The 25,331-nt window shown below is 52.0% G+C and carries 23 protein-coding genes and 1 pseudogene; 6 read left to right on the top strand and 18 right to left on the bottom strand.

Features of this window, described 5'->3' with window-relative positions:
- Positions 1 to 61: 61 nt before the first annotated feature.
- The 11 genes from AC5JLP_RS18700 to AC5JLP_RS18650 form a co-directional block, all read right to left on the bottom strand.
- Positions 62 to 676, bottom strand: a complete 615-nt coding sequence (locus tag AC5JLP_RS18700) for a HEAT repeat domain-containing protein (protein ID WP_496069452.1) — start codon at positions 674 to 676, stop codon at positions 62 to 64.
- Positions 677 to 974: 298 nt separating this feature from the next.
- Positions 975 to 1,385: a hypothetical protein gene (locus AC5JLP_RS18695; RefSeq protein WP_496069451.1), complete on the bottom strand. Its 411-nt coding sequence runs from the start codon at positions 1,383 to 1,385 to the stop codon at positions 975 to 977.
- Between the two features lie 105 nt (positions 1,386 to 1,490).
- The gene (locus AC5JLP_RS18690) at positions 1,491 to 3,725 is read right to left on the bottom strand and encodes an ATP-binding protein (RefSeq protein ID WP_496069450.1); all 2,235 of its coding nucleotides are present in this window, start codon (positions 3,723 to 3,725) and stop codon (positions 1,491 to 1,493) included.
- A gap of 146 nt (positions 3,726 to 3,871) precedes the next feature.
- Entirely contained in the window at positions 3,872 to 4,483 is a 612-nt protein-coding gene (locus AC5JLP_RS18685; RefSeq protein ID WP_496069449.1) for an SET domain-containing protein, read from the bottom strand.
- Positions 4,484 to 4,805: 322 nt separating this feature from the next.
- Complete coding sequence (locus tag AC5JLP_RS18680; RefSeq protein WP_496069448.1) at positions 4,806 to 5,771, bottom strand: PRC-barrel domain-containing protein; 966 nt, start codon at positions 5,769 to 5,771, stop codon at positions 4,806 to 4,808.
- A gap of 89 nt (positions 5,772 to 5,860) precedes the next feature.
- Positions 5,861 to 9,595, bottom strand: coding sequence for a chromosome segregation protein SMC (gene smc / locus AC5JLP_RS18675; protein ID WP_496069447.1), 3,735 nt, complete (start codon positions 9,593 to 9,595; stop codon positions 5,861 to 5,863).
- Positions 9,596 to 9,803: 208 nt separating this feature from the next.
- The gene (locus AC5JLP_RS18670; RefSeq protein WP_496069446.1) at positions 9,804 to 9,971 is read right to left on the bottom strand and encodes a hypothetical protein; all 168 of its coding nucleotides are present in this window, start codon (positions 9,969 to 9,971) and stop codon (positions 9,804 to 9,806) included.
- Between the two features lie 42 nt (positions 9,972 to 10,013).
- Positions 10,014 to 10,175, bottom strand: a complete 162-nt coding sequence (locus AC5JLP_RS18665; protein ID WP_496069445.1) for a hypothetical protein — start codon at positions 10,173 to 10,175, stop codon at positions 10,014 to 10,016.
- Positions 10,172 to 10,447, bottom strand: a complete 276-nt coding sequence (locus tag AC5JLP_RS18660; RefSeq protein ID WP_496069444.1) for a hypothetical protein — start codon at positions 10,445 to 10,447, stop codon at positions 10,172 to 10,174. The genes AC5JLP_RS18665 and AC5JLP_RS18660 overlap by 4 nt, the downstream gene beginning before the upstream one ends.
- Before the next feature lie 207 nt (positions 10,448 to 10,654).
- The gene (locus AC5JLP_RS18655; protein WP_496069443.1) at positions 10,655 to 11,845 is read right to left on the bottom strand and encodes a pentapeptide repeat-containing protein; all 1,191 of its coding nucleotides are present in this window, start codon (positions 11,843 to 11,845) and stop codon (positions 10,655 to 10,657) included.
- Positions 11,830 to 11,997 (bottom strand): hypothetical protein, encoded by a 168-nt coding sequence (locus AC5JLP_RS18650; RefSeq protein ID WP_496069442.1) that lies wholly within the window; start codon positions 11,995 to 11,997, stop codon positions 11,830 to 11,832. Before AC5JLP_RS18650 ends, AC5JLP_RS18655 begins: the two co-directional genes overlap by 16 nt.
- Positions 11,998 to 12,023: 26 nt before the next feature.
- Here AC5JLP_RS18650 and AC5JLP_RS18645 point away from each other — a divergent pair, with 26 nt between their 5' ends.
- Positions 12,024 to 12,212, top strand: coding sequence for a hypothetical protein (locus tag AC5JLP_RS18645; RefSeq protein ID WP_496069441.1), 189 nt, complete (start codon positions 12,024 to 12,026; stop codon positions 12,210 to 12,212).
- Positions 12,209 to 12,498: pseudogene (locus AC5JLP_RS18640) on the top strand (type II toxin-antitoxin system RelE/ParE family toxin). Before AC5JLP_RS18645 ends, AC5JLP_RS18640 begins: the two are co-directional and overlap by 4 nt.
- Before the next feature lie 86 nt (positions 12,499 to 12,584).
- Here AC5JLP_RS18640 and AC5JLP_RS18635 read toward each other — a convergent pair.
- The 5 genes from AC5JLP_RS18635 to AC5JLP_RS18615 all read right to left on the bottom strand — a co-directional run bounded on the left by AC5JLP_RS18635 (position 12,585) and on the right by AC5JLP_RS18615 (position 18,539).
- Positions 12,585 to 13,940 (bottom strand): leucine-rich repeat-containing protein kinase family protein, encoded by a 1,356-nt coding sequence (locus tag AC5JLP_RS18635; RefSeq protein WP_496069440.1) that lies wholly within the window; start codon positions 13,938 to 13,940, stop codon positions 12,585 to 12,587.
- 226 nt (positions 13,941 to 14,166) lie between these two features.
- Entirely contained in the window at positions 14,167 to 14,580 is a 414-nt protein-coding gene (locus tag AC5JLP_RS18630; protein WP_496069439.1) for a PIN domain-containing protein, read from the bottom strand.
- Positions 14,577 to 14,831 carry a DUF6364 family protein gene (locus AC5JLP_RS18625; protein WP_496069438.1) on the bottom strand — a complete coding sequence of 85 codons (255 nt, stop codon included), beginning with the start codon at positions 14,829 to 14,831 and terminating at the stop codon, positions 14,577 to 14,579. The genes AC5JLP_RS18630 and AC5JLP_RS18625 overlap by 4 nt, the downstream gene beginning before the upstream one ends.
- 66 nt (positions 14,832 to 14,897) lie before the next feature.
- Positions 14,898 to 16,778, bottom strand: coding sequence for an aspartate--tRNA ligase (aspS, locus tag AC5JLP_RS18620; RefSeq protein ID WP_496069437.1), 1,881 nt, complete (start codon positions 16,776 to 16,778; stop codon positions 14,898 to 14,900).
- A 255-nt stretch (positions 16,779 to 17,033) separates the two neighbouring features.
- Complete coding sequence (locus tag AC5JLP_RS18615; RefSeq protein ID WP_496069436.1) at positions 17,034 to 18,539, bottom strand: site-2 protease family protein; 1,506 nt, start codon at positions 18,537 to 18,539, stop codon at positions 17,034 to 17,036.
- A gap of 587 nt (positions 18,540 to 19,126) precedes the next feature.
- On the opposite strand from AC5JLP_RS18615, the gene AC5JLP_RS18610 reads away from it, so the two are divergent.
- Both AC5JLP_RS18610 and AC5JLP_RS18605 read left to right on the top strand, forming a co-directional pair.
- The gene (locus tag AC5JLP_RS18610) at positions 19,127 to 19,843 is read left to right on the top strand and encodes an MBL fold metallo-hydrolase (protein WP_496069435.1); all 717 of its coding nucleotides are present in this window, start codon (positions 19,127 to 19,129) and stop codon (positions 19,841 to 19,843) included.
- Between the two features lie 150 nt (positions 19,844 to 19,993).
- Positions 19,994 to 20,434: a hypothetical protein gene (locus tag AC5JLP_RS18605; RefSeq protein WP_496069434.1), complete on the top strand. Its 441-nt coding sequence runs from the start codon at positions 19,994 to 19,996 to the stop codon at positions 20,432 to 20,434.
- A gap of 140 nt (positions 20,435 to 20,574) precedes the next feature.
- On the opposite strand, the gene AC5JLP_RS18600 is transcribed toward AC5JLP_RS18605, so the two are convergent.
- Complete coding sequence (locus tag AC5JLP_RS18600; RefSeq protein ID WP_496069433.1) at positions 20,575 to 21,405, bottom strand: sulfurtransferase; 831 nt, start codon at positions 21,403 to 21,405, stop codon at positions 20,575 to 20,577.
- A 172-nt stretch (positions 21,406 to 21,577) separates the two neighbouring features.
- On the opposite strand from AC5JLP_RS18600, the gene AC5JLP_RS18595 reads away from it, so the two are divergent.
- Both AC5JLP_RS18595 and AC5JLP_RS18590 read left to right on the top strand, forming a co-directional pair.
- Positions 21,578 to 22,423: a M48 family metalloprotease gene (locus tag AC5JLP_RS18595; RefSeq protein ID WP_496069432.1), complete on the top strand. Its 846-nt coding sequence runs from the start codon at positions 21,578 to 21,580 to the stop codon at positions 22,421 to 22,423.
- Positions 22,424 to 22,669: 246 nt separating this feature from the next.
- Complete coding sequence (locus tag AC5JLP_RS18590) at positions 22,670 to 24,508, top strand: ABC transporter ATP-binding protein (protein ID WP_496069431.1); 1,839 nt, start codon at positions 22,670 to 22,672, stop codon at positions 24,506 to 24,508.
- A 129-nt stretch (positions 24,509 to 24,637) separates the two neighbouring features.
- On the opposite strand, the gene AC5JLP_RS18585 is transcribed toward AC5JLP_RS18590, so the two are convergent.
- On the bottom strand, positions 24,638 to 25,330 hold the full coding sequence (locus tag AC5JLP_RS18585; RefSeq protein WP_496069430.1) for a M15 family metallopeptidase: 693 nt from the start codon (positions 25,328 to 25,330) through the stop codon (positions 24,638 to 24,640).
- Position 25,331 lies beyond the last annotated feature (1 nt).

Here is a 25,331-nt window from a genome sequence, read left to right as displayed (position 1 = left end):
AAGACGTCACGGCTTACCCAGACCTCCGACTCTTGAAGTCGGAGGTCTTCTTGATAGTAGGCTACGCTGACAATTTCTGTAGACCAATTCTGGCAGCTTCAGCAACCTGTGGATGGCTATCTTTCTCCAGGTATTTCAAGGCAGAAACGCTCTTTGGTGTTGGCAGGTTACCGAGTGCTTCGGCTAAACGCTGACGCACCAGCCAGTCTTCTGCCTGGGCAAACCGCAGAATATGGTCAACGGCCTTGATCGCCTTGATTTCACCTAAGGCTGCGATCGCGGCCTGATGTAACACCACTTCATCGCCGTCAAGCGCCTGAATTAACGCATCATAAGCACGCGGATCTTTCAAGTTGCCGAGCGATACAGCAGCGCTAAAGCGAACTAACCAATCAGTATCCTCGTAGAAAGCTCTGACAAGCGGTTCCAAGGCTCTTGGATCTTCTAAGTAACCCAACGCTCCAGCCGCATCAGCTCGAATGCCATAATCAGGCTCATTGGTGAGAATGTCGAGCAGTAAGGGGTAACACTCGTTTGTTTGCTTGAGTCCCAGCGCGAAAACGGCCATCGATCGCACCTGAAGGCTCTCATCATTCAGCACTTTTTTGATAAGCGGCACCGCCGCCTCTGCGGAGACATCGCGTAGAGACACCAGCCCCAGCATGCGATCCTTCATGCTTTGGCTTTCTAGCTGAATAGAAATTTGCTGTAAGTTTGTTGAATCCACGTTACAAAACGTTATATTTTCTCCTCTATTGTAGTCTCTAGCGTAAGACAACCCAAGTGAAGAGAACCGTTCTCTAGAGAAGTTGTTGGTTGTAAAGCCCTAAAGTCTTTCAGGCATACAGGAAAGGGCATACCAGAAAAGTAGTTGGTTGTAAGAAGAACGCTGATCGCTGGCGGCTGACGGCTGATCGCTAACTGCTAAAGGCACAGGGCTAAAAATAGAGCAATGCTGTGGATAATGAGGCGACTTAAGCACCCCCACACATATGCTGAGAGTCGGGCAGTGTCACCGTTTGACGAGTTCTGTAATTGAAAAGACGATAAGTGCGCCCGCGATTGTCACCCGGAGGGCAGTTTTTAGGAATGGAAACCAGACACACGTTGACTTTTTCGCCCACGATCGCTTGTTTCAGCGTTGGAACTTCGTCATAAGAAACTAAATAGATACCATTCGTCAGTTCAACGCTGGTACCACTACCCTCGATCGGTGCGCCAGTCGAACCATCTACCAGGCGTGTGCCAACCGTTTTAATAAACGTATCAGCACATTTTCCCACTTGCACTGGAGGCGGCGCACTTAGCGCAGGCATGGTGAATGGAATGAGACTGCCAGAAAGTGCGATGAGACCTGTACTAACCACATGCTTGAATTTTTTCACGATACGGCCTCCAGCCATTTGGATATAAAGAATTTCATGAGACGTGTAAGGACGGTCAGCACTCAGCGCAGGCTCGATCACCTCCTTCTGCCTTTTGCCTTCTGCCTACTGGCTACTGCTTGTCTTCACTCCCACCTGCTGCCGTATTGGAATTTCGAGCCAAAACTCAGCGCCCTCTCCGGGAGCAGAAATACATTTCAGAACGCCGTGATGCTTTTCGACGATGATTTGATAGCTAATGGATAGCCCTAATCCCGTCCCTTTGCCGATCGGCTTGGTGGTAAAGAAGGGATCAAACAGCTTAGCGTAGTGTTCTGGAGCAATACCGGGACCGTTATCGCGGATGCGGATGACGACGGAAGCGGGTGTAGGGTGTGGGGTGTAGGGTGCAGGGTATGAGTTGCTTTCTGCCTTCTGCCTTCTGCCTTCTGCCTCCTGCCCTCTAACCGCTTCTGTCTGAATCGTGATTGTTGCTGGGTTCGCGATCGCCTCAGACGCCGATCGCCCGTCGTTGTACTTCTCTAGGGCATCGATCGCGTTGCTCAAAATATTCATAAAGACCTGATTCAACTGTCCGGCGTAACACTCAACGGGAGGGAGATCACCGTACTGTTTGATGACCTCGATCGCAGCCTGCCCGGAGTTAGCTTTCAGTCGATTTTGCAAAATCAGCAGCGTGCTATCAATGCCGTCGTGAATCTTGACGCGCTTCATGTCGGATTCATCTAGACGCGAAAAATTGCGTAGGGAGAGGACAATTTCGCGAATGCGATCGGCCCCGATGCTCATCGAATCCAGCATCTTCTGTAGATCACCAATCAGAAAATCGAGATCGATATCTTCGCGATAGGCACAAATTTCGGGATCAAGGTCGGCATACCGCTGCTCGTACATCTGAATTAACGTCAGTAGATCTTTGGTATAGTTCGCCGCGTGCGGCAGGTTGCCGTAGATAAAGTTGATGGGATTGTTAATTTCGTGGGCCACGCCTGCTACCAATTGTCCCAGGCTCGACATTTTCTCGGTTTGAATCAACTGTGCTTGAGTTTGTTGCAACACCTGAAACGCCTGCGCCGATTTCGACATCTCTTGCCGCAGCTTGCGTTCATTGACGGTTACCTGTCCGAGCAGGGCATAAAACGAAATGGTGAGTCGTCCCAACTCATCTTCACGGCTCATAAGTGCTTCGCTTTTGGCGCTGGTTTCTGCTAGACGGTTGCACTCGTCCATAATTGGCTGCAACCGCTGGTTTAGCCGTTTGACAAACATGGCGACCACGATTCCCAGCACGATCGAGACGCCGATGATGGAACCTAACGCGCCGATCGCGGTAAAGCGTGCAACAGGCCCCAACACCACGCCTTCAGGAACGATCGCCATCAGCACCCAGTTGTTATTAGGAATCCGCTGGTACGCCCAGTATTCGCGCTTTCCTTGGGTATCCTGCCACTGCGTCACACCGCTATCGTTGCCCGTTTTCAACTCATCTTGAATGCGCTGCCATAGACCTGCGTAGTTGTTCAGGCTGGGGAACTGTTTGAGGCTTGCTTTTCTTTGAGTATCGCTGGGGTAGACCAGTTGAGGATCGGGTGGATAGGCGATCAAACCGCCCTTCGCGCTGACCAGCATGAAATAGCCTGCATCGCGCATGACTTGAATCGACAGCTTTTTGCTAAGAAAACCTAACTCCAGGTCTTGACTCAGGACACCGAGTAGCTGCCCCCTATTGCTATAAAACGGCATGGCATAGGCCGTGCTAACCAGCATCTGGGGTGGCTTGAGGGTGTCTTCCAGGTAAGGTACTGGCTCTAACCAAATTGGCTTGCCTGCGCTGATCGGTTGCGTAAAGTAGTTTTCCTGAAAGTTGCTTTGCGAGGCTTCTCCGCCTTGCGCCTCAATGATTCCCGTTTGAGGATTACGTGCTGCGTAGGGATAGGCAAATTTCCGCGTTGGCAAAATGAGACGATTGCCAGGCGGCTGTCCAAAGCCTATCCCCGTACCAAGAGGAGATGTGACGAGCGCGCGATCGAGCAAGTTGACATAGACCTGCTCTCGCCGTTCACCTGCGTCATACAGAGTTTTGATTGCATCGGCGACCAGTTTGGTGGAGTATTCCAACGTGTTGAGGTCGCCGTCCAGGTTCTCGGCTTTGACCTGAAGGCTCGATCGCAATTCTGCTTCCGACTGTCGCGCCAGTTCCCAATAGGTCAAGAAGGCGGTACCGATTAAGCCAACGAGCGAACCGCCCACCACCGATAGAAAAAGTCGCGACCCAACGGAACGCATAAGGGATGTCCGCCGAGGCTTTGGGGGCGCAGAGTCCGAGGCAATGGACTGCATAGGGGGTCTCCTGGGACTCTCTAAGTAGCGGCTGAGCAAAAATAAATAGCGGCTGAGCAAAAGTAATAACGGCTGAGCAAAGGCGGCAAAGCCATGAAACTTGCCCGGTCAATCAGGTTTGCCTGTAACGGCGGTTGGCAATGACGTTAGCTAACCGCTGTTAACGTTGCAGTGCGATCGTAGTAACACGCCAGAATAGAATCCATTTTCGCGTCTCCTGCAGCGATCGCAGTCACCTTTGCCATAAATTTATGGTCGATCAAGTGTTTCAACGGTTGCTCAACCTTGTTGAAAAGACGCATCGCATCAGCCGCCTGACGATCCCACTCTGGGTAATAGTGCAGAATATCGTCGGGCATGACTTTGGTACGAGCAGTACCCAGTTCTGGAAAGCAGTAAAACGGCTTATCCAAATTAAAGTACCCGTAATCATCCGTTAATTCATCGCCGGGATGAATGTCTCGTGAGGCTAGCTCAAACTTGTAGGGAGTCGCAATGCAGCTCGAATGAAAGCTATGGTTGACGAACCGGGCAATGTCTCCGCACAGAATATAGAATCCTCGTTCATCCCGATAGCTGTACTTGAGAAAGCATCTGCGCTGCACGGGGTCAAGGGTTGCTGGATAGGATTCATCAAACGCCTGATCGTGCTCATCCAAAATCCATATAATCGTGCCCTTTGGAATGAGCTGAGTGGCAAAAACACCGTAGCCGATCGCAGCATTAATAAAGCGAACCTCTGTATGCGGATGCATCATTGCGGTAGAGAACCCTTCAGTTTGGAAAAATAAAGCAGTTTGCCATTGTGCACCAGACAACTCGAAGAGCAAAAACCTGTTCGCCTCCACAGTTGGTGTGTTGCTTTCAACGACGCACTATTCTAAGTTTGCCCAAAACACACTAACCGCAGCTTGAAGCGCCTGCATAGTTTAACGACCAGAAAGAATGCAAGTTTATCCTGAATGCATCAGGAGTTCAAAGGTAATTGTACGGAACGCCATAAAGCGAAAACGCGATTATACAAAAGCCCCGAATTCTTCAAGAATCCGAGGCTTTTAGTCCTACTTAGACAATAGTCCCTTAATAGCCCTCTTCTTCGTATTCAGGGGCTTTTGTTTTCTCAGGAAGATTGATGCGAGGAGCTTGGTAGGGTGGTAGAGGCTTTTGCTCCTCGTCTTCCCAGGCATCACCGTCCAGATCTTCGTCTTCGTAATCAACGTTTGGATAGGGTTGTGGAGGTTCGGGACGTGCAGCATAGCGATCGCGCGCAGGCGTTGCCTCACTCCAATTGTCTTCCTCTTCCTCGTCGTAGTAGAGTGACTCAGCCCGACGTTGCGGTTGCCGTAGTTGAGGACGTGAGTTGTTCCAGTTGTCGTCATCCCACGTTTCCTGGATAGCAGGCTCTTTCTGGCGCACGGGTGTGGCGATCGGGGTACGCAAGCCTGTGCCAAGCTGGTTATCAGCGCGAACAGGAGCCACGTAGGTATCTTCTTCGTCACGTTCCCAGGGAGGGGTGCCAATGCCGAGACGTTCCAACACGCCGACAGATAGTTGCAGCAGACGTTCTTCCGAGCCTTCAAACACAATCAGGCGATCAGGGCCACTGCTTACTACTTCGTCTACCGATAATTCGTAGGTACTGACGACCTGATCAGGAATGAGGGGGAGGCCGATCGATGCCAGGATCAGGGATGTAACCTTGCCATTATCAATATCAAACTTAAAGCCGCGCACTTTGCCTAGCAGTTCGCCTGTTTCAGTGACCACTTCACAGTTAATCAAGCTGCTGTAGGACTCAACATCAATATCTTCAATCACATCGTCGTTATCGACCAGAATAACATCCCCAATCTGCCGAATGCTGCTTAACAGCATGGGCTGAGGTGTGCCGTAGAGCAAGTTGGGACGCAAGCTGAGCGCTACCACTTCCTGCTGGTCAATGTCTACCCAAAGTTGACTCACGACACCCAGTTTTTTGCCCGTATCACGGGTGATCACTTGTGTCCCAAGAAGGTCTGAGCGTTGGCGGATCTCTTCAAATGCCATTATGGGTCGAATCCTGATTCGCAAATCCTGATCGTTAACAAACTGATCACTATCAAAGCATACAGTGGTCAAATCATACAGCAGGCTGCTTATACGGAGGCACTCTGTGGTAAGAGGTTAATGCCTAAAACCTGAGTGTAAGCCCCTCGTGCTTGCGTAACCCCGATCGTGCGATCGGCAGACTCAATCATCGGTCGCCGTAGACTCACCACGAGAAACTGCGCTTCCTGTGCTTGCTGTCTGATCATTCTAGCTAATCGCTCTACGTTTGCCCCATCCAAAAACATATCCACTTCATCAAAGGCGTAAAAGGGCGAAGGACGGTAGCGCTGGAGGGCAAAGATAAAGCTGAGTGCGGTGAGGGATTTTTCACCCCCAGACATGGAAGCAAGACGCTGAACGGGCTTACCTTTGGGATGAGCCACTAGATTCAGCCCACCGTTGAACGGATCTTGGGGGTCTTCGAGTTGGAGGTGACCGTCCCCATCCGAAAGCGTGGCAAAGATGGATTGGAAGTTGAGGTTAACCGCATCGAAGGCTTCTTTAAAGGCGCGTTGACGCAACGTGGTGAAATTCTCGATACGCAGGAGGAGTTCGGTGCGTTCTTCTTGCAGGGTTTGAAGTTTTTCGGTGAGTTCTTCAAGGCGCGCCTGGGTGCGATCGTACTCCTCCAACGCCAGCATGTTCACAGGTTCCATTGCTTGAAGGCGCTTCTGGAGCGATCGCAGTTCGTGCTGCAATTCCACTAGGTCACGGGTCGCCGTGTCGGGAATTTCTGGCAAGGGGTCAGGTAGATCGGGCTGCTGTGCCTCCAGTTGAAGGGTCAGTTCGCTTAATTCGGCTCGACGTGCTTGTTGGGTTTCTTCCAGCTTTTGCTGCTGCCAGGTGATCTGCTGCTGCTGCGTTTGCTGGTCACGCAACTGACGTTCGGCGCGATCGCGGGCTTGCTTCTCCAGCCCTAACCGTTGCTCTAACGCCGCCAGAGATGCCTGAGTTTCGCCAATTTTCACCTTCAACGCTGACTGCTGACCGCTGACCGCTGACTGCTCCTGCATCTGTGCCGTCTGCTGCGTTCGATAGTCCTGTAAGCGCTCCTGCCCCTGCTGGACTTTTTCCTGCGATCGCTGGCGCTGGTTGTCCAGATCCTGCAAGCGTTGTTCGATCGCCCGTACCGCCAAGTCTCGCTGCGAGAGTTCCGCTTCCTGGGCGCGAAGGGCCGTTTGAATTTGCTGCCATTCGCTGTGGGTTTGGGATTGTTCTAGCTCTGCCAGAGTCTGTCGCAAGGTCTGTAGCTGCTGCTCTTGCGCGGGAATTTCGGTTTCTAAGGTGTGTAGACGGGTTTGGGCGATCGCCAACTCCTGAGTATTTTGTGCAAGCTGGGTTTGCACCTGAGTCAGGGTCATGATGAGTGTCTGGAGTTCAGTGTCCAGTTGCTTGGTTTGAAGCTGAGCCTCACGGTGCTGTTGTCGAGCTTCTGCCAGTGCTTGAGTCCGTTCTTTGGTCAGTTGGGTGGCTCGCTGAATGCTATGGTCGCAGCGTGCGAGGATGCGATCGATTTCGTGCAGGCGATCGCGCAGGGCAATCACTTCTGCCGATTCGGTCGCTTCGACAGTGCCAAAGTGGATGGCCTGACGCTGGCTGGTGCTGCCGCCAGTCATGGCACCGCTGGTTTCCAGCAGTTCGCCGTCTAGGGTGACAATGCGGTGCTGCCCCATGTGCCGACGCGCGTCACTCAAGGTTTCAAACACCAGCGTGGTGCCAAAGACATAGGCGAACACGTTGCGGTAACGATCGTCAAACTCCACTAAATTCACGGCATAGTCGATACAGCCAGAAAGCGATCGCACGCCACTCGACGGCATTCGCCCTGCTTGAATCTTGTTGAGGGGCAGGAAGGTGGCGCGTCCCGCTCGTTTTTGTTTGAGGATTTCAATCCCTGCGGCAGCCGTAGCATCATCTTCTACCACCAAATTTCCTAACCGAGCGCCTGCTGCGGTTTCTAACGCTAATTGATAGCGGGGATCAACCCGCCCCAACTGAGCCACCAAGCCACAAACGCCTGTCAGACCCATTTGCAGAATGACCTGAGTGGCATGAGTGCCCTGAGCTTCTTGGATGGCCTGGGTTTGAGCTTCCAGCTTATCCAGCCGACGCTGTTTTTCGCGCTGTTCGTGCAATAAGCGCGTCTGAGTTTCTTGCTGAATCTGAAGTTCTTGTTCAGCCGCCGCAAGATTCTGGGCGATCGCCTGGATCTGCTCTTGAACTGCGGTCAAGCGTGCTTCAACCTCTGCCTTTTGGGTTTGTTGCTCTGCCAGCCGCTGCTGTAACGTTTCTACAGTTTGCGTCTGTTCCTGAATTTGGCGTTCTAGCTGACGGGTGCGCTCCTGTAGCTGTGCTTGCTCTGTTCGCTGTGGTTCTAGGGCATTGACAAGCGTTTCGATGTGGTGGTGCAGGGTCGTTTGCTCTTGCACCCAGGCTTCGGCACTGGCAGCGGAGGCATTTGCGGCTTCGCGGTTTTGCTCCAGGGTTTGACGTGCCTGATCCCGATCATGCTGGCGGGTGGTAAGGTGTTGTGCTTCGGTCGTTTGCTGTTGCGTAAAAGTGTCGATCGCCTGTAAGTGTTCCTGAAGTTCCCGCTGAGTTTGCGCCAGCTTGGTCACGGTGTCTTGACTGGCAGCCTGCAAATCGTGCTCTTGTCGTTGCAGTTGGCGCAGTTCTGCTTCGTGGGTTGCCAGTGTGGACTGGAGTGCCAACTGTTCGTCTTCGCCCAACGCACGGACGCGAGCATTCAACTGGTCTAACTCAGTCGTTGCTTGCTGAATGGTGGTTGTGAGAGCGGTAAGCTGCGTGCTGAGGTCAGCATGTTCGCGATCGCCCCCTTCAAGCTGTTCGCGGAGTCGCTGAGCGCTTTGAAATGACTGCTGATAACGGATGACAATCTCCCACTGTTCTTTGGTTTGCAGCTCCAGCCGCAGCTTTTTGTACTTTTCAGCTTTGATGCGATCCTGGGCGAGGCGATCGCGCTGGTCAATCAGTTCTTTTTCAACAATGTGATAGCGATCTTCGTGATCTTTAACGGCATCCAGCTTTTCTTTAGCCTGGTTGATTTTGCGATCGAAGGTTGCCACACCTGCCAGTTCATCAATAATTTCGCGTCGTTCGCGGGCATTCATCGAGATAATGCGCGTCACGTCCCCCTGTAGCACCACGTTGTAGCCTTCGGGATAGACGCGCAAACGGTTTAATTCTTCGTGCAGCTCTGTCAGGGTGCAGGGTTCGCCGTTGATGTAGTAGTTGGAGGTGTAGGTGCCTTGCTGGGTGACGCGGAGTTTGCGGGTGACACTCCATTCGGTGCGGATGGGACGCGCACCATTGCCGTTTTGAGCGTGCCCATTTTGGGTATGTCCGTTTTTGGCATGTCCATTCTGGGTATGTTCGTTTTCGGCATGTCCATTTAAATGTCCGTTGCCGTCAGAACCATTTGGCGATTCGTCTGAACGCAGAGAGCCATCGCTATTGACTTGCCGTTCGATCGCATCCTCTAACAGTTCTGGTTCATCGGACAGGTCAAAGGTGACGGTGACGCTGGCTTCGACGGTAGAACGACCACGCGTGCTTTGCGTATGGTTGACCAGATCGGGAAGGCGCTCTGCCCGCATACCCTTTGACCCTGCCAACCCCAGGCAAAACAGCAGCGCATCCAGCAAATTCGACTTGCCAGAACCGTTCGGGCCAGACACCACTGTAAACCCTGGCAGCAACGGAATCGGCGTTGTGCCACCAAAGGACTTAAAGTTGGAGAGTTCTAGACGCTTGATGTACACCTGGTAAGCAAGCCGTTTAAGGGAGAAAAGTCAGTGTTTAGTGTAGCCTCTCAGCGATGCTGTGAACGGAAAGATCACGGTTGTCTAAAGATCGCTCAAGCTTACCGCTGTCTGGCGATCGCTGTTGCCTCTATTCATAACACTTTTAGAACAAATGTTCTATGGGTTTTCTACAGAATTTGTGGGTTTTGTGGGCTGCGGCGATCACTTAAGGTAATGCTTTGATTGTCACCAACCCTCCGGCAATACCTTGAATAGTCAACTCATACCCTTCAAGTAACCCCATTCCCACCAATGGATCTGTTTCTGACTCATTGATTTCAATAGTTCTGACCTGACCATCCCAAATGACAGATGCCTCATACACGTTAAACATACATAAGCTTCCGTCGCCTAAAAAGCCTTCCTGCTGCATGAACTAAGTAAGATCTAGAGCCATAATTACGGAGGGTGGCAAGGTCAGAAAGCCAGTGTATCCAGTATCGATGATTGCCCTAATTCCTTGACGTTGTTGATTCTCGCCAAGCACGGCTAACTGCACAATCGCCTCTCGATCGTGATTCACATTGCCAATAATCATGCAGAAGTAGTGGGAGAGCGAAAACCGAAGCGATGAACCGCACGATGCCCAATCCGAATCCCAAAAATCTGTGCGTCAGGGTAGCGTTTCAACAGTTGTTTGGCGGCAGTAAGGCTATCATCGCCAACCTCAAAGGCTCCTGTTTCGATGTCGATCGCTACAACTTTGCCTTGATTCCCTGCTTCAACCTGAGAACGAATCTGAGTATCGTAAAGCGCCTTGCCACGGCGAGCAAATTCTTCCTTGCTGTATCGAGGTTGTCGGGTTGGCATGGTTTGTCCTCGATCATTCGTTGCTCTTAGTTTAACTGAGGCGATCGTCCCTCTCATGCAATCCAACCCTTTAGCTTCAGGTAGTCGTGAAACGGTCGTTTAAAAAGTAGATTCGGTCTTAGCGTTCGCGATCGCCCTTTCCCCAGTCACCCCATTAGCTCACTACGTTTCTTCTGGTGGTACTAATTGCGTTTTCGCTGGTGGTGCTTACGTTTCGCTTTCGGGTTGTGCCGATGCAGTAGTTTGTATGGCGGATGAAGTCATTTCTGCTTGTGGCTGTTGCGTTAGCAGGTAATCTGGCAGAACTGCTCCTTCGTGGGACGCTACCGCGTTAAGTTGCTCCCGTGTTAGCCCAACTGTTTCTTTGAGATGCACCCCTTGCAGATTCGCTTTGTCAAGGATTGTCTTTTGCAGATTTGCTCCTTTAAAGATGGCCTCTTTCAGATCAGCTTCCCAGAGAATTGCTTTTTGCAACTCCGCACTTTCAAGTTCCGCCTCCTGCAAATTGGCTCTCGTAAGAATTGCCTGTTGCAAACTCGCTTTGTTGAGAAATACCCCTTGCAGGATTGCATTGCAGAAAATTGCCTGTTGCAAATTCACTTTTTGTAGGAATGCGCTTTGCAGGTTTGTGTTTATAAAGTTTGCGTGATTGAGTTGAGTGTTTGGCGGAAGCTGCAATCGTCGCAGGTCAGCGTTACTTAAATCAAGGGGGTTGCGTTCGAGCAGATGACCATAGCTGTGTTTACGTCGGGCAATGACGGTCATTACGGCTTGAATATCAGTTGGTAACGGTGGAATTTCTTGTTCAGCTTGTGCTTCTTTTTCTTTATTCCAGGGCGATCGCTCCCGCACATAAGAAGTCAGCGTTTCCATCACTTGCCAGTAATATTTCTCCTCGGCATCTTTTGCAATTTGTTCTAGCGCATAAATGCCGCCTAAGCGCACATGAATATTCTCACTTCCTAGTTGCTCTATTGCTTTGCTAAAGCGCTCCGCGACCTGTTTCGCTTCATTTGCTTGCAGCGTTCGCCAGGAAATGTAGAGCGTGACAAAGACCAGTAAACCGCCAACGGCTTGAAAGAGGCTTGTCCGAATCGTGTTTTCGGTATCGATGCGACCTTTTTCGAGGGTAGCAATCTCTTTGAGGTCTGCGGTTGAAGGCGTTGGTGACGTTTTGATTTGTTTGTCTAGGTCGTTGATACGTTTTGCTAGTGGCTCAACTCGTTGCTGCGGACTCACAACGACTGCATTCCAAAGCGGTGGCGTAATCACGTATAGCCCACCAAACGCAATGAGAATGAAAACTCCCTGCTTGGTGCGACGAAGCAATGCTTGCTTGGAAGAATTCAACGACCGTAAGCGATCGCTCAATGCTGAAGCGGTTATCTTTTTGAGCATCCTGCCGTAGTGATGTGAGGAACACCGATCGCCTGTAGATACATCCAGATTAGCGGTGCTTTCGCAAACAATGCTTGTGAGTTCAAGTCGGGTGCGATCGCAAGCTCTTTCCCAGGCGCAAACGAGCGATCGCTTACAATGCTATTGAACAAAACGCTAGCTTACTCAAACGCAGCTTATGGAAACTCGCAGCATTAAAGACGAAGCACACCGTCTGATTGATCAACTACCAGAAAATTCGACCTGGGACGATCTGATGCAAGAAATTTATGTGCGGCAAGCCATTGAAGCGGGATTAGCTGATAGCAACGCGGGTCGAGTGTTATCGATTGAGGACGTTCGTAAGCAGTTTGGACTCTCGGAGTGAACGTTTTTTGGACAGAGACGGCTGTGCAGCATCTTTCAACCATCTACTCTTACATTGCTCAAAACTCGCCCAAATACGCTGAGAGAACGATTGACCGCTTAACCAGGCGATCGCAGCAGATCGCTACCTTTCCGTTGTCTGGCGAGTGGTGTCAGAGTTCGCCACCGAGCAAATTCGTGAAGTCATTGAAGGCTCCTACCGGATCGTTTATTACATCAGACCTGAGCAAATCGACATTCTGGCAGTGCTACATGGTTCGCAACAGATCACCCCGCCAGAAGACTAAGCTATAGGTTTGAAGAAAAAATCCGATCACAAACGCCCCACTCGCCAAAAAGCCGCGATTACTTAGCCTTGGTCTTCTGGGAGACTTTAGGCAGTAATAACGGCTGCACTTAAAGCGTCTAAGCGATCGCAGATGTCGCTGAACAGAGGGCGCGTGGAAGGCGTGGGAGTCATGCAGTCTTGTTGTAGGGCACGCAGGCGATCGAAGGTTTCTTTTTGAACAGTGCCGTCCTCCAGCGCACAATGGTCTAACAAATCCTCCAGCAAACAGCCAAAGGCTCTGACCTCCAACCATTCCATTGCCTGAGCGATCGGGAGATCGGTCGTATTGTAAAAAGACGCGGCTCCGAAGTCTCCCAGCAGACTCGCGCCCGTTTCATTGACCAAAATATTGTGAGCGTAGAGGTCGCCATGCATAATACCGCGATCGTGGAGGTGAGCCGCCGCTGCCGCAATTCCCTGCGCGATGCGTAGAATGACGGCTAGAGAGAATGCGGGATTGGCTGGATAGGTATCGCGGGTGCAGGTATCGAGATCGGGTGGTTCGCCCAGATTTTTGTAGTCAGGCGGGATGAAGGAAAACACCAGTCCGGCTTTGGCTTCAGGGTTGTCGGTCAGCTTGCCCAGCACACGTACCAGATTGTTATGCGTTCCAGCCGCGATACACGCCCGCATTTCATCCGCTGGCAACCCGTCGCTGGTCATTTCCCCTTTGAAGACTTTGATGGCAACGTCTTTTGTGTGTGGCGGCTGTGCTTCCGGTTGCTTGATGACCCAGACACCCTTCGAGATCACGCCCGAAGCCCCTTGCCCCAGGATGTCTCCTATCTTTAGATCCGTCCAGCGAATCTCTGGGAGCGATCGCTCAACCGGAGGTTCCACCTTACAGCACGGGTTTCCTGCATAGGCTAGCCAGGAGAGACGCGGTAGCCGAAACAACCAGTCAGGTAACACCGTGAGACGGTTTGCTGCCAGGCGGATCAGCTCTAGATTCAGGCAGTCTGCCATTTCATTGGGGAGCGATCGCAGTTGGTTGCCTGCCAGCATGAGCTTTTGCAGACGGCTAAACGTGCCGATCGAAGCCGGTAGTTGCTCAAGTCGATTATTCGTCAGAATAAGCCAACGGACGGTCGGTGGGAGGGCATCGGCACCGAAATGCTTGATTTTATTCGCCTTAAAGCCAACCATCGAGAGTGCAGGACATTGTGACAGCACCGCTGGTATTTCTTCAAATTCATTGTTGTTGAAGAACACAATTTTGAGTTTTTTCAACTGCCCAAACTCGTCTGGCAGGGTTTTGAACTGGTTGTTTGAGAGTTCCAACACTTCTAACGAATCTGCCAGCGCAAAAATTTCGGCTGGAAATTGAGTTAAGCCGCAGGAAAGGTTGAGTTTTTTCGTCCCCTCAAGCTGACCCGATCGCAGCAAGTCAAGCGTTTCCATGTATTAGTTAAAGATAAGGGACTTGTCTCAGAAAAATTAACTGTGACGTACCATTTCGGCTGCACTTAACCTTCGGCGGTTGAAGGATGCACCATCTGCTTGTAGATCCCCACGATTCTACAAAAGGGAACAGTCGATCGAAAACCCCTCTTGTTCGATTGGAGCAAACGTTCGATCGCAAAGAGAATGCATCTAATGCGTGTGCTAGGAGATGGGCTTCTCTCACTTAGTTGAACGTTGCTAAGAAAACTTCCGGTAACACTGCTGGGATTGTTCCTGAACGGAAGTCTTGAATGTTTCGAGTGACGATGGCTTCGACACCAATACTTCTAGCCGCCGCATGGACAACCGCGTCCTCAAAATCGGTGAATGAGCTTGCCAGCGCTTCTCGAACAACCGCATCCGTCACAGCAGCAATATGCACTTTTGACAGCAATGTCGCCAGAAGGCTGCGGGTCTGGTCACGTCCCAACTGCCGTTTGAGCAGGTAAAACAGATTTGTCACGGCATGGGCAGCAATATAGCCTTCGATTTTGCCTTGCCCCACTGTATCGAGAGCGATCGCGGAAGACGTGAAGTAGGGGTGTCGTTGCAGAAACACATCCAACAGCACATCAGTGTCAAACAGTACCCGTTTCACTGGTACTTATCCTCTAAGTAGTCTACGTACTCCTCTTGTAAGGCATTTTCTCTATTGGGATCTTCCACGTTCGCTAGTACCCCAACCAGTTGCTGCGTCCAGGGAGTCAGCTTTAGTGGTTGGTCTTGATCCGGTAGCTGCTTAAGCAGGGTCGCAATGGCATCAGAGAGTGTCAAGTTACGCGCTTCTGCCCAGCGTTCGACCTTAGCGATTAACTCGGCATCCAGATGTAAGGTAAGCTCTGACTGCATCTAACCTCCTTAAAGCAACGTGAGGCGCGATCGCTCTAACTCTATTTAAACATGACAGCAAAACCGTTAATTCTGCGTGGCTGGCTTGGGCTTGTGCGTAGAGGCAACGTGGAGTTCCTTGAGTTGTTTGCCATCAACGCTGGAGGGTGCGCCTGTGAGCAAACACCGAGCCTGTTGCGTTTTGGGGAAAGCGATCGCGTCGCGGATGGATTCTTCGCCACTGAGCAGCATCGCCCAGCGATCGAGTCCGTAGGCTATGCCACCGTGGGGTGGGGCACCGTACTCAAAGGCTTCGAGCAAAAAGCCGAACTTATTGTGCGCTTCTTCTTCAGATAGGCCAATCAGTTCAAAGACCTGGGCTTGAATGTCGGATTGATGAATTCGCACACTGCCGCCGCCCACCTCAAAACCGTTGTATACAAGATCGTATGCCTGAGCGCGAGCGGTTTTCAGGTCATCGAGGTCGTCGAGGTTAGGTGCGGTAAAGGGATGGTGGAGTGCTTCGAGACGCTTTTCGTCAGCGTTCCACTCAAACATGGGGAAATCTGTGACCCACAAGAGATTGATTTTGTTGGCATCGATGAGATTCAGTTCGCGACCGACGACTTGACGGAGGCGATCGAGCGTTTTATTGACCGTTGCGGTATCACCCGCACCAAACAGCAGCAGGTGTCCGGCTTTTGCACCTGTACGAGTCAAGATTTCTTGCTTTTGAGCATCGGTGAGGTTGTCTTTGATGGCTCCGATCGTGTCGATCTCGCCATCATCCCGCACGCGAATATATGCCAAGCCTCTTGCACCTGTCTCAGTCGCTTCTTTAAACAAGTCACCACCGGGCTTGATCCGCACATTAGAAACCAGGTCGTTGCCGCCGGGAATGGGCAGAATTTTGACGATGCCACCTTTAGACACCGAATCGGCAAACACCTTGAAGCCAGAATCTTTCACGACATCCGAGACATCCACCAATTCGAGATCAAACCGGGTATCAGGCTTATCGGAACCGTAGCGATCCATTGCCTCGGCGTAGGTGAGGTGGGGAAAGGGACGAGGAATCTCAATGCCTTTGAGGGTTTTGAGCAGATGGCAGACTAAGCCTTCGTTGAGGTTCAAAATTTCTTCTTGCGACATGAAGCTCATTTCCATGTCGAGTTGAGTAAATTCGGGCTGACGATCGGCCCTCAAATCCTCATCCCGAAAGCAACGGGCGATTTGATAATAGCGATCGCACCCTGCCACCATTAATAGTTGCTTGAACAACTGCGGTGATTGCGGGAGCGCGTACCATTCACCCGCGTTAACTCTTGAAGGAACCAGATAATCGCGGGCACCTTCGGGCGTCGATCGCGTCAAAATCGGCGTTTCGACTTCGGTAAAGCCTTCTACGTCTTCTAGATAGCGGCGAATGGTTCGATTCAACGCATGGCGCAGTTGCAAGTTCTGGCTCATGCGTTCGCGCCGCAGATCAAGGTAGCGATACTTGAGGCGCAACTCTTCACGCACCGTTTCCGTTTCAGCGGTAGAGACCTGAAAGGGCAGTTGCTTGCGCACGGCGTTGAGAATTTCGATGTGATCGGCGTAGATTTCGACCTCGCCTGTGCCCAAACGCGGATTGAGTGAATCATCAGGACGCTTCGTGACGCGACCGGAAATTTGCACAACGTATTCGTTTCGCAAATCGCCTGCCTGCTGGTATGAACCAGGGGTGCGTTCGGGATCGCTGACAATTTGCACAATGCCGCTGCGATCGCGCAAATCTACAAAAATGACGCCGCCATGATCGCGACGGCGATCGACCCAGCCGCAAAGGCTCACTGTCTCTCCAATGTGTTCGGCTCGGAGTTGACCGCAGTAATGGGTTCGCATGGCAGGTGGAAAGTTGCTGAAGTAAGGATGATAGATTTGATCTCGGTACTGTTTGGGTAAAGGGAAAGACTTGGTTTGCATCCTTTTCCCATTTACTTTCCCCCTCAACTAAGAAGTCTTGGGTTCAGTTTAGCGAGTGACGCTGACTGTGAATCAAGCGTTGTCCAGCGTTTCTTGAGCATTAGAAAACCCTCCCATTATGCCGTATCTGCGCTGCACTTCGTTCTAGAGCGTGGGCAGAAATTGGTTTTGTTTGTGGACTGATGCTGTTTCAACCTTCAAGACCTGGCATCCTGCTGTCTTGCTTGCGCTCAAACCGTGCCTCTCTTCTCAAGCCTAAAGATGCAGCAGGGATGTCAGCACGGCTGGCATGGGCAGAATGATCAGCAACAGCAGCCCCAGCGCTAAAATGCCCCACAAATCACGGCGGTTATCTAATTCCGTCACATCATTCAGCGCGGGTTCATCGGTAGCAGGCATCAAAAATAGAAGGATGGCCCAAACCAGCAAATGCGGCTGGACGAGAGAGAGCGTGAGCAGCAATAAACGGGCAATCTGTCCGATCGCGGCCCCAGCACGCTGCCCAAACATAGCATGGACAATGTGACCACCGTCTAATTGACCCACTGGCATCAAATTAAACGCTGTCACGACCAGACCCAGGAAGCCAGCAACTGCAACCGGATGAAGATGAATGCCAAAGCCATCTGTCAGAGCACTCCCCAGTGCTAATTTGCTGAGCAGCGCTAGCAAGATTGAAAAGCTGGGGTCAAGTGCCTGAAAGTTAAATACCTCGAACTTTTCAGGCAGCCGTACAACATCTGAATGAGCCAAGCCCCACAGCAACAAGGGCAAGGTGACTACAAACCCCGCGATCGGCCCGGCGATACCCACATCAAATAAGGCACGACGATTGGGAATGGGCGATCGAATTTGAATAAACGCGCCAAACGTGCCAAAGGGAAACAGCGGAATGGGAATGACGGGAATGAAGTAAGGCAACGTCGCCTTAATGCGGTACCGACGAGCCGTAAGGTAATGCCCTAACTCATGAATGCCCAAAATTGCCATCAGCGCTAAGGCATAGGGCAGTCCTGTTGCCAATGTCGTCAGTGAAAGCTGGACTGCTTTTTTTTCTAAATCCAGCCATGCCAGCGTGGTGGTGAAAAAAGTGGCAATGAATAAGCCGATCGCCAAAAAGGGGCGACTGATCGGTTCCTTGCGTGGCTTGGCATCAGGTAGCGCCGCCGTATCTGCTGCTGCCTGGGCGTGTGGGTTTGGCACCAGTACAAAGAACGGCTTCTGGTTGACACCCTCCTGAAACACCAGGTAGAAGCGATCGCCAAAGGCTTCCGCCACATTCTCCTGAATGGTTTGATAGGCGACCTCTGGCTTGCTGCGTAGCTGTCCACGGCAGATCACGGCTTGTGGCCGATATTCGACGTTTTGCAGATAGTAAATTGACCAGGGAAAGCAGTTTTGCAGGCTGGTTTCTTCTGCCTTGTCGATCGGTCGTGGGCTGGCTGGGAGGCTGACCGCCTCTTTCGGCAGTTCTGCTGGTGGTTCTTGTCCTTCTGTTGCGGTTGAATTGACTGGGGGGGGTGAAATACGATTGCGCTGAATGAGAAACCAGTACACTAGCAGGCAAACCCCCGACAAAATAAGGATGGTCTGCGATGGCATGGGTTTCCCTTTTGCCAAGACCCAACCGCTTGACACGATCGCTGGAGCCATCGCCACTAGCCAGAGCAACCAAACGGGCGATCGCGTGACGCTTGCCACACGCTGCACAATAAAGTACGTGATTAGCCCCAACAGAAACAGCAAGATTAACGGATTCATGTGCCTAGCCTCATTGGGCTGGAAGAACGTAAGACCTGAAACAATGCCAAGCGGTTAAATGAATACGGTGAACCGTAGGGCACAAAGAAAGCATCATAACAATCTCCGTTGTGCTTGCTTACGTGCCGCTCAAATTTTCTTCACCGACATCCAGAAACTTGATTCAGCAGACTCCTCCGCCAGAACTCATCTAGTTTAAAAGCGAACAGACAGAAATGCACAGCTCTATAGCCATCCTAAAGGAGTTCTGCCACATGATGCACTGATCAAAGGCTGTAAAGGCTGAGATACGCTGAGATTTTTAAGGGTAAGTGATGCAGGGTACTACAGCGCCTTTATACTCACCCAGGTGAACTACGATGGAGTCAATGTGCTGCATCGTTTGCTTGAGAACTTTGTAGCTTTGGAACTGCGTGTGGTTTGAACGCTAACTCCGCTGTGGATGCAGCCTAAATGCTAAAACGGCCTGAGTGCTTAAAGCGTCTGCTTTCTGAGTCAGTTGTGATTTAAGTCAACGAAACGGCTTTTCAGTCAGATCGATCGCGCGATCGGGTTCCACAAGCGTTTTCCTTCGCCCTTACTTGCCTGTGTCTTCAGATTACCCTCAGTCCGCTTTGCCAAGCCCGTCTCAACTAGCGCCAAGCCAGCCCACTGCTGCGGCTAAACAACCGCGTCGGCTGTTGCACCAGTCGGACGATCGCGCGGCCATTTTCGCGTTTCCACCCAATCGGGATACCCTAGGCGGAACGGCTTATTTGCTCGTTGAGTCCGTCAACATTCTTGTAGACTGCCCTGCCTGGAATGACACCACCCAGGACTTTTTACAAGCCCAGGGAGGCGTTCACATCCTCTTTCTCACCCACCGTGGCGGCATTGGGCAGGCGAGGGCGATTCAACAAGCTTTTGGCTGTGAGATTGTGATGCAAGAACAGGAAGCCTACTTGCTCCCAGGGTTGACGGTCGCTCCGTTTGCACAAACCCTGGTCTTAACACCACAAAGTCAGGGGCTTTGGACTCCTGGACACTCTCCTGGCTCCTCTTGTCTTTATTACAGCGGCTACGGAGGCGTGTTGTTTTCGGGTCGCCACTTGTTGCCCAATCCTCAAGGCAACCTGCTGCCCCTCAAAACGCCCAAGACCTTCCACTGGCGCAGGCAGCTTAAAAGTGTGCAAAAGCTTTTGCATCAGTTCCAGCCAGAAACCCTGCAATGGGTTTGCCCCGGAGCGAATATTGGCTTTTTACGCGGTCGATCGCTCGTTGAGGAGGCATACGAGGCGTTGGGGGCGATCGAGTTGGAGGAGTAAGGATGAAGTGATGAGGGATGAAGGCTAAAGGCTGAATGAACTCAAAACTTAAAACTCAAAACTTTCTCTCCCTCTCCTCACCCCCATTGCTATAGAATTTCTCTCGCCAGTCCGCTACACTCTCTACCATCGCATAAGGAGTCGGTGCTGATGACCCACGACGTAAGCCAGTGGTTGACTGAGATTAAAGCGTTGCGGCAGCAGTTGGCAGAGGCCCAGCAAGACCGTGAGCAGGCGTATACCAGTGCAGCCAATTGGCAGCGGCTGTATGAAACTGAAGCTCAACAAAGACGGCAAGAAGCCGCACGCACACGGCAAACGATCGCTGACCTGACGCAAGAACTCCAGCAGCTTAAGGGAACGTTGCCATTAGAGGAAGGCATCCCGACTGATGCATCAGCCATTCAAGCCGAAGTTGAAAAGCTGCAAACGGTGACAGCGCTTCAGCAAAAGCTCCTTGAAGCATTGACGGAACGCGATCGCCTGGCGCAAGCCCTCAAGCTAGAGCAAGCGAACCACGCACAGACACGCAAAGGGTTGACAACGGCATTAGGGGATGCGATCGATATGCTCTCGAAAGAGAAAGGATAAGGGATGAAGTTATGTATGAAGGATAAAAAGTTTTGAGTTAATCAAGCGGTCAGCGGTCAGCTTTTGGCCTTTAGCCTTCTGCCTTCATCCCTCATCCTCTAGTCTTCCTCATACGAACTTTAGTCTTCCTCATACGAACTTTAGTCTTCCTCATACGAACACCAGTCGCTCCAGCTTCCGGCATAGAGTTTGCCCGTATGAATGTCTGCTAGCTCTAGAGAGAGTAAATTCACACAGGCCGTTACGCCAGAACCGCAGTAGACCAGAAGTTCGTGCGCTGCTTCGAGATCGTGCCATCGGTGACGCTGGGTCTCGACTGGAAGCACATAGCCGTCTGCATCCGTTACTCCTTGCCAGGGGTAATTAACAGCTCCGGGGATATGGCCTGCGATCGGGTCGATGGGTTCGTGATCACCCCGGTACCGTTCGGCTTCACGAGAATCGACCAGCATGACTTCAGGTGAAGCTTTCCGCGTTTTGACATCGCCAATTCCTACTACCAGGTCTGAGCGCAATTGCGGCACAAAGGCTCCGGCTTTTGGGGCGGAAACAGCTTGCGTTACGGAATATCCTACGGCCTTCCAGCCCGCGAAACCACCATCAAGGACGGTGACGCGATCGTGCCCCAGGTAGCGCAAAAGCCACCATAACCGCGACGCAAACGCGAGTCGTGAGTCGTCGTAAGCAACCACCAGCGTTTGTGCTTCTGGTGTTGAGTCAACGCCCATTGCTGAAAGCTTTTTGGATAATTGAGCCACATCTGGCAACGGATGCCGTCCCCCATGTTCACCAACAGGATTAGAAAGATCCTGGTTCAAGTCCAGATAAACGGCTCCTGGAATGTGGCCTGCCTGGTACTGCTCACGTCCCAATGCTGGCTGCATGAGAGAGAAGCGACAGTCGGCGATCGCCACGTGCGGATCGTTAAGATGCTCAAAAAGCCATGCCGCTGATACAACCGGAGTACTCATAAGTACCTGATTTGAAGGTTAGACTCTAAACTTTAGACCCTGAGCTTGAGACTGTTCAAGCGTGAGGGGTAAACGAAGTCACTCTTCTTGCTGTGTTCATCTGCCGTGTTTCATACGAACCACAAGACTCCGCTATCCTTTAATTTTATCTGCGTCACTGAAGGCTAGCGCTGTGAAGTCACTGGTTCGGCTTGGGATTGTACTTGCGATCGTGCTCTTTGGGTTGATCACCTATTGCAGCAATACCTCTGGAAACCTGTTGACAGGCGAAAATCAACACGTGCAGCTTTCAGCGCAGCAGGAAATCTTTCTGGGGCGGCGGGCAAAACGGCAAATGGCGGCTCAGTATGGTGGCCTTCATCCAGATACGCTGCTACAGCAGTATGTGAGCCAGGTTGGTCAGCAGGTCGTTGCGCGATCGTCCGCCTCTAAAACTCCCTATCCCTTTGAGTTTCATCTGCTGCACGATACTCAAACCATCAACGCCGTGGCACTGCCAGGAGGGCAGGTTTTTTTAACCGTGGCGCTGCTCAAGCGGTTAACCTCAGAAGCACAACTGGCAGCCGTGCTAGGTCATGAAGTAGGGCACGTGGTTGCGCGTCATGGGGCAGAGCATTTAGCGAAACAGTCCTTCAGTCCCATCTTGGGCACTGCTATTGATGCAGCCGCAAAGGCAACCGAGAAAAGCGAACAACAAGAAGAGGCACTCAAGCAAGCCATCAATCAGCTAGTGAGTCTTCGCTATGGACGTGACGATGAATTGGAGGGCGATCGGCTGGGCTTACGCTTTATGACCGAGGCAGGCTACGATCCCCAGGGCATTGTGCAACTCATGCAAATGCTCAGTGCTGCACGTCAGAACAGTCAGCCAGCCGCCTTTTTTAGCACTCACCCCAGCCCCGATAACCGCGTCAAACGCTTACAAACGCTGATCACTCAAACCTATCCGCAGGGCACTCCCCGCAGCTTAAAAGACAACCGTGAGACGTTTGCTCAGATTGTGCAGACGCGGTTGTGAGGAGAGGGATGAAGGCGGAGGGAGCAGGGGGAGCGGGGAACTTTGAGTTGTACTCGTCCTGCAAAGAACACGTCCTCTTGCTGGGATGCCAAAGGCCAAGGCACGATGTATTCAAGCGTTTTGTGGTTAACGTTCAGTAGGCAGCCTTCCCCTGCCTCCCTTGCTTGCCCTGCCTCCCTTGCTTGCCCTGCCTCCTCTGCCGCCCGGTTTCCCCTAACCCTGATTGCCAAAAGCTATCGTAGTAGTATGAGGAATTTTCAACAAAATCGGCTGAGACAGCGCTGGCAGAGTTTACGGCAGTCGTTGTCGATGTATCAATATTGCGGGCGCGCGATCGCCCTGGTTTGGACAACCAATCGCGCACTTACCATTGCTCTAATCGTTCTCACCTTGATTGCGGGCTTGTTGCCGGGGGCGATCGCCTATGTGGGCAAGCTGATTGTGGATGGGGTCGTACAGGCGGCGCGATCGGGCTTGGTGAGCGATCGGTGGCACACCTTGATGTTTTTAGGCATTGAAGCAGGGCTGATTGCGCTACAGGCAGGTTGTAAGCAAGGCTTGGCGCTGTGCCAATCGCTGTTACGCGCTTTGCTGGGGCACAAGGTTAATGTGCTGATTTTAGAAAAAGCGTTGACCCTTGATATTTCGCACTTCGAGGATTCAGAGTTTTACGACAAAATGGCACGGGCACGGCGAGAAGCCTCCAGTCGCCCACTGAGTCTGGTCAATCGCACGTTTGGCTTAGTACAAGACACCCTTTCGCTGCTGGCCTATGGTGGTTTACTGCTGCACTTTTCGGCGTGGGCGGTGCTGGTGCTGATGGTGGCTGCGATTCCTGCCTTTATTGCCGAGACGCGCTTTGCTGGAGAAGCGTTTCGCCTCTTCCGCTGGCGTGCTCCCGAAACGCGGCAGCAGAACTACCTGGAATGGCTGTTGTCGAACGATACAGCGGCGATGGAGGTCAAGCTGTATCAACTGGGTCCCATGTTGTTGCGCCGCTACCGTGCCATCTTCCGTCAGCTCTATGGTGAAGACCGAGACTTGACCATTCGGCGCGGGCTGTGGAGCTACTTTTTGGGACTCTTGAGTACCCTTGCCTTCTATACAGCCTATGTGTGGATTGTGCTGGAAGCGATCGCAGGCACCATTTCTCTTGGCGACCTGACGATGTATCTGGTGGTGTTTCGGCAAGGGCAGGCGACGTTTGCTTCCGTGCTGAGTGCGATCGGGGGCATGTACGAAGACAGTCTGTACCTTTCAAATCTCTACGAATACCTGGAACAGCCTATTCCCAGATCCATCGGGCAGGCTACACAAGGACTGTTACCCGGTGACGGGCTGCGTTTTGAGTACGTCAGCTTTGGCTATCCCGGTAGCACTCAGCCTGCGCTGCAAAACATCTCGCTGCATTTGAAACCGGGCGAAAAACTGGCGATCGTGGGTGAAAACGGTTCTGGCAAAACGACGCTGATCAAGCTACTGACCCGGCTGTATACACCCGACAGTGGACGCATTCTTTTGGATGGGTTAGACCTGCGCGAGTGGGATCGAGATGCACTCCAGCAACGCATCGGCGTGATTTTTCAGAACTTCGTGCGCTACCAATTTACAGTTGGCGAAAACATTGGCGCAGGGGATGTTGCTTATCTGGAGGATGAAGCCCGCTGGCACGATGCCGCTTACAAAGGCACTGCCCAACCCTTCATTGAAACCTTGCCAGAGAGCTACCACACGCAGCTTGGACGCTGGTTCAAAAGTGGTCGTGAGCTATCAGGCGGACAGTGGCAAAAGATCGCCCTTTCGCGCGCGTTTATGCGATCGAAGGCCGATATTCTGGTGCTGGACGAACCCACATCCGCGATGGATGCCGAAGCCGAAGTCCGCATTTTCGACCACTTTCGCGCGATGACACAGACCCAGATGGCGATCCTCATTTCCCACCGCTTCTCTACCGTGCGGATGGCAGACCAAATTATGGTACTTCAGGAAGGCAAAATCGTTGAGCATGGCACTCACGAGGCACTGGTGCGATTGAACGGACGGTATGCCCAACTGTTTTCGCTGCAAGCCGCAGGGTATCGATAGAGGGGGTGGGGGAGTGAGTATAGGGTATGGGGTGTAGGGTAAGAGCTTTAAGTTGCTTTAAGCGTCTAGCAGTCGGCGTTTTAGCCTTCAGCCTTCTACCTTCAGCCTTTTACCTTTTGCCCTTTATCTTTACCCCTCCACCACCGCTCCATACCGCGCCACTTGCTTCGTCAGCCATGCCCACATTTGATCTCCTAAGCAAAAATGCCACCATTCGTTGGGATGTTGTTGAAAACCAGCGGCAAGCATAATCGATCGCAGCAGTTGTCGGTGGTGATGGTAGAGGCGACTGCTCGGATCATCACTAACAGCAAAGTGATCTGGGTAGGATCGCGGCGACATTTCATCAATAGGCGAACCCATGCGGATCGTCTGACCGTTCCCATTAACGAGCGTGATATCCACTGCACCACCCGTACTGTGAGGCGGCGGCGTAGCTGGATCATGGCTTGGCGCTGCCCAAAACTCGTAGACCAGTTGCAAAAGCGTTTCGCGCTGCGATTCAGTGAGATGCTCGACCTGCAAACCTTTTGCCAGGGCAACTTCTTGCAGCGTATAGTTCACCATAAATTGCTGGACGGCGATCGGGCGATAGGCATCAAAGACCTGAATCCGCCAGCCCGAACGCTCCTTCTGCAAAAGCGCTTGAGCTTCTATCAAACCTTTAATAACCCCTTCACGTAAGTAAAAAGGCGACTTGTTGCCATAGGGCGCGCACAGACTTTCATACGGATGAGGCGATACCAACGCAAAGAAAGCGTCAGGAATGGGCAGCAGCGGCTCACCACACTCGACGATCGCAGTGGATTGATAGGGCTTCATT

This window comes from Stenomitos rutilans (assembly GCF_059505485.1).
Note: the sequence above shows the minus strand (reverse complement) of the source record. Positions and strands in the feature narration are given on the sequence as shown.

What these genes read in the sequence shown, in the direction of transcription:
- AC5JLP_RS18690 (WP_496069450.1), bottom strand. Translation starts at nt 3,725, where the DNA reads ATGCAGTCCATTGCCTCGGACTCTGCGCCCCCAAAGCCTCGGCGGACA.
- AC5JLP_RS18600 (WP_496069433.1), bottom strand. Translation starts at nt 21,405, where the DNA reads ATGAGTACTCCGGTTGTATCAGCGGCATGGCTTTTTGAGCATCTTAAC.
- AC5JLP_RS18590 (WP_496069431.1), top strand. Translation starts at nt 22,670, where the DNA reads ATGAGGAATTTTCAACAAAATCGGCTGAGACAGCGCTGGCAGAGTTTA.
- AC5JLP_RS18645 (WP_496069441.1), top strand. Translation starts at nt 12,024, where the DNA reads ATGGAAACTCGCAGCATTAAAGACGAAGCACACCGTCTGATTGATCAA.
- AC5JLP_RS18700 (WP_496069452.1), bottom strand. Translation starts at nt 676, where the DNA reads ATGAAGGATCGCATGCTGGGGCTGGTGTCTCTACGCGATGTCTCCGCA.
- AC5JLP_RS18670 (WP_496069446.1), bottom strand. Translation starts at nt 9,971, where the DNA reads ATGTTTAACGTGTATGAGGCATCTGTCATTTGGGATGGTCAGGTCAGA.
- AC5JLP_RS18605 (WP_496069434.1), top strand. Translation starts at nt 19,994, where the DNA reads ATGACCCACGACGTAAGCCAGTGGTTGACTGAGATTAAAGCGTTGCGG.
- AC5JLP_RS18655 (WP_496069443.1), bottom strand. Translation starts at nt 11,845, where the DNA reads ATGCTCAAAAAGATAACCGCTTCAGCATTGAGCGATCGCTTACGGTCG.
- AC5JLP_RS18635 (WP_496069440.1), bottom strand. Translation starts at nt 13,940, where the DNA reads ATGGAAACGCTTGACTTGCTGCGATCGGGTCAGCTTGAGGGGACGAAA.
- AC5JLP_RS18680 (WP_496069448.1), bottom strand. Translation starts at nt 5,771, where the DNA reads ATGGCATTTGAAGAGATCCGCCAACGCTCAGACCTTCTTGGGACACAA.
- aspS (WP_496069437.1), bottom strand. Translation starts at nt 16,778, where the DNA reads ATGCAAACCAAGTCTTTCCCTTTACCCAAACAGTACCGAGATCAAATC.
- AC5JLP_RS18625 (WP_496069438.1), bottom strand. Translation starts at nt 14,831, where the DNA reads ATGCAGTCAGAGCTTACCTTACATCTGGATGCCGAGTTAATCGCTAAG.
- AC5JLP_RS18685 (WP_496069449.1), bottom strand. Translation starts at nt 4,483, where the DNA reads ATGATGCATCCGCATACAGAGGTTCGCTTTATTAATGCTGCGATCGGC.
- AC5JLP_RS18585 (WP_496069430.1), bottom strand. Translation starts at nt 25,330, where the DNA reads ATGAAGCCCTATCAATCCACTGCGATCGTCGAGTGTGGTGAGCCGCTG.
- AC5JLP_RS18665 (WP_496069445.1), bottom strand. Translation starts at nt 10,175, where the DNA reads ATGATTATTGGCAATGTGAATCACGATCGAGAGGCGATTGTGCAGTTA.
- AC5JLP_RS18660 (WP_496069444.1), bottom strand. Translation starts at nt 10,447, where the DNA reads ATGCCAACCCGACAACCTCGATACAGCAAGGAAGAATTTGCTCGCCGT.
- AC5JLP_RS18615 (WP_496069436.1), bottom strand. Translation starts at nt 18,539, where the DNA reads ATGAATCCGTTAATCTTGCTGTTTCTGTTGGGGCTAATCACGTACTTT.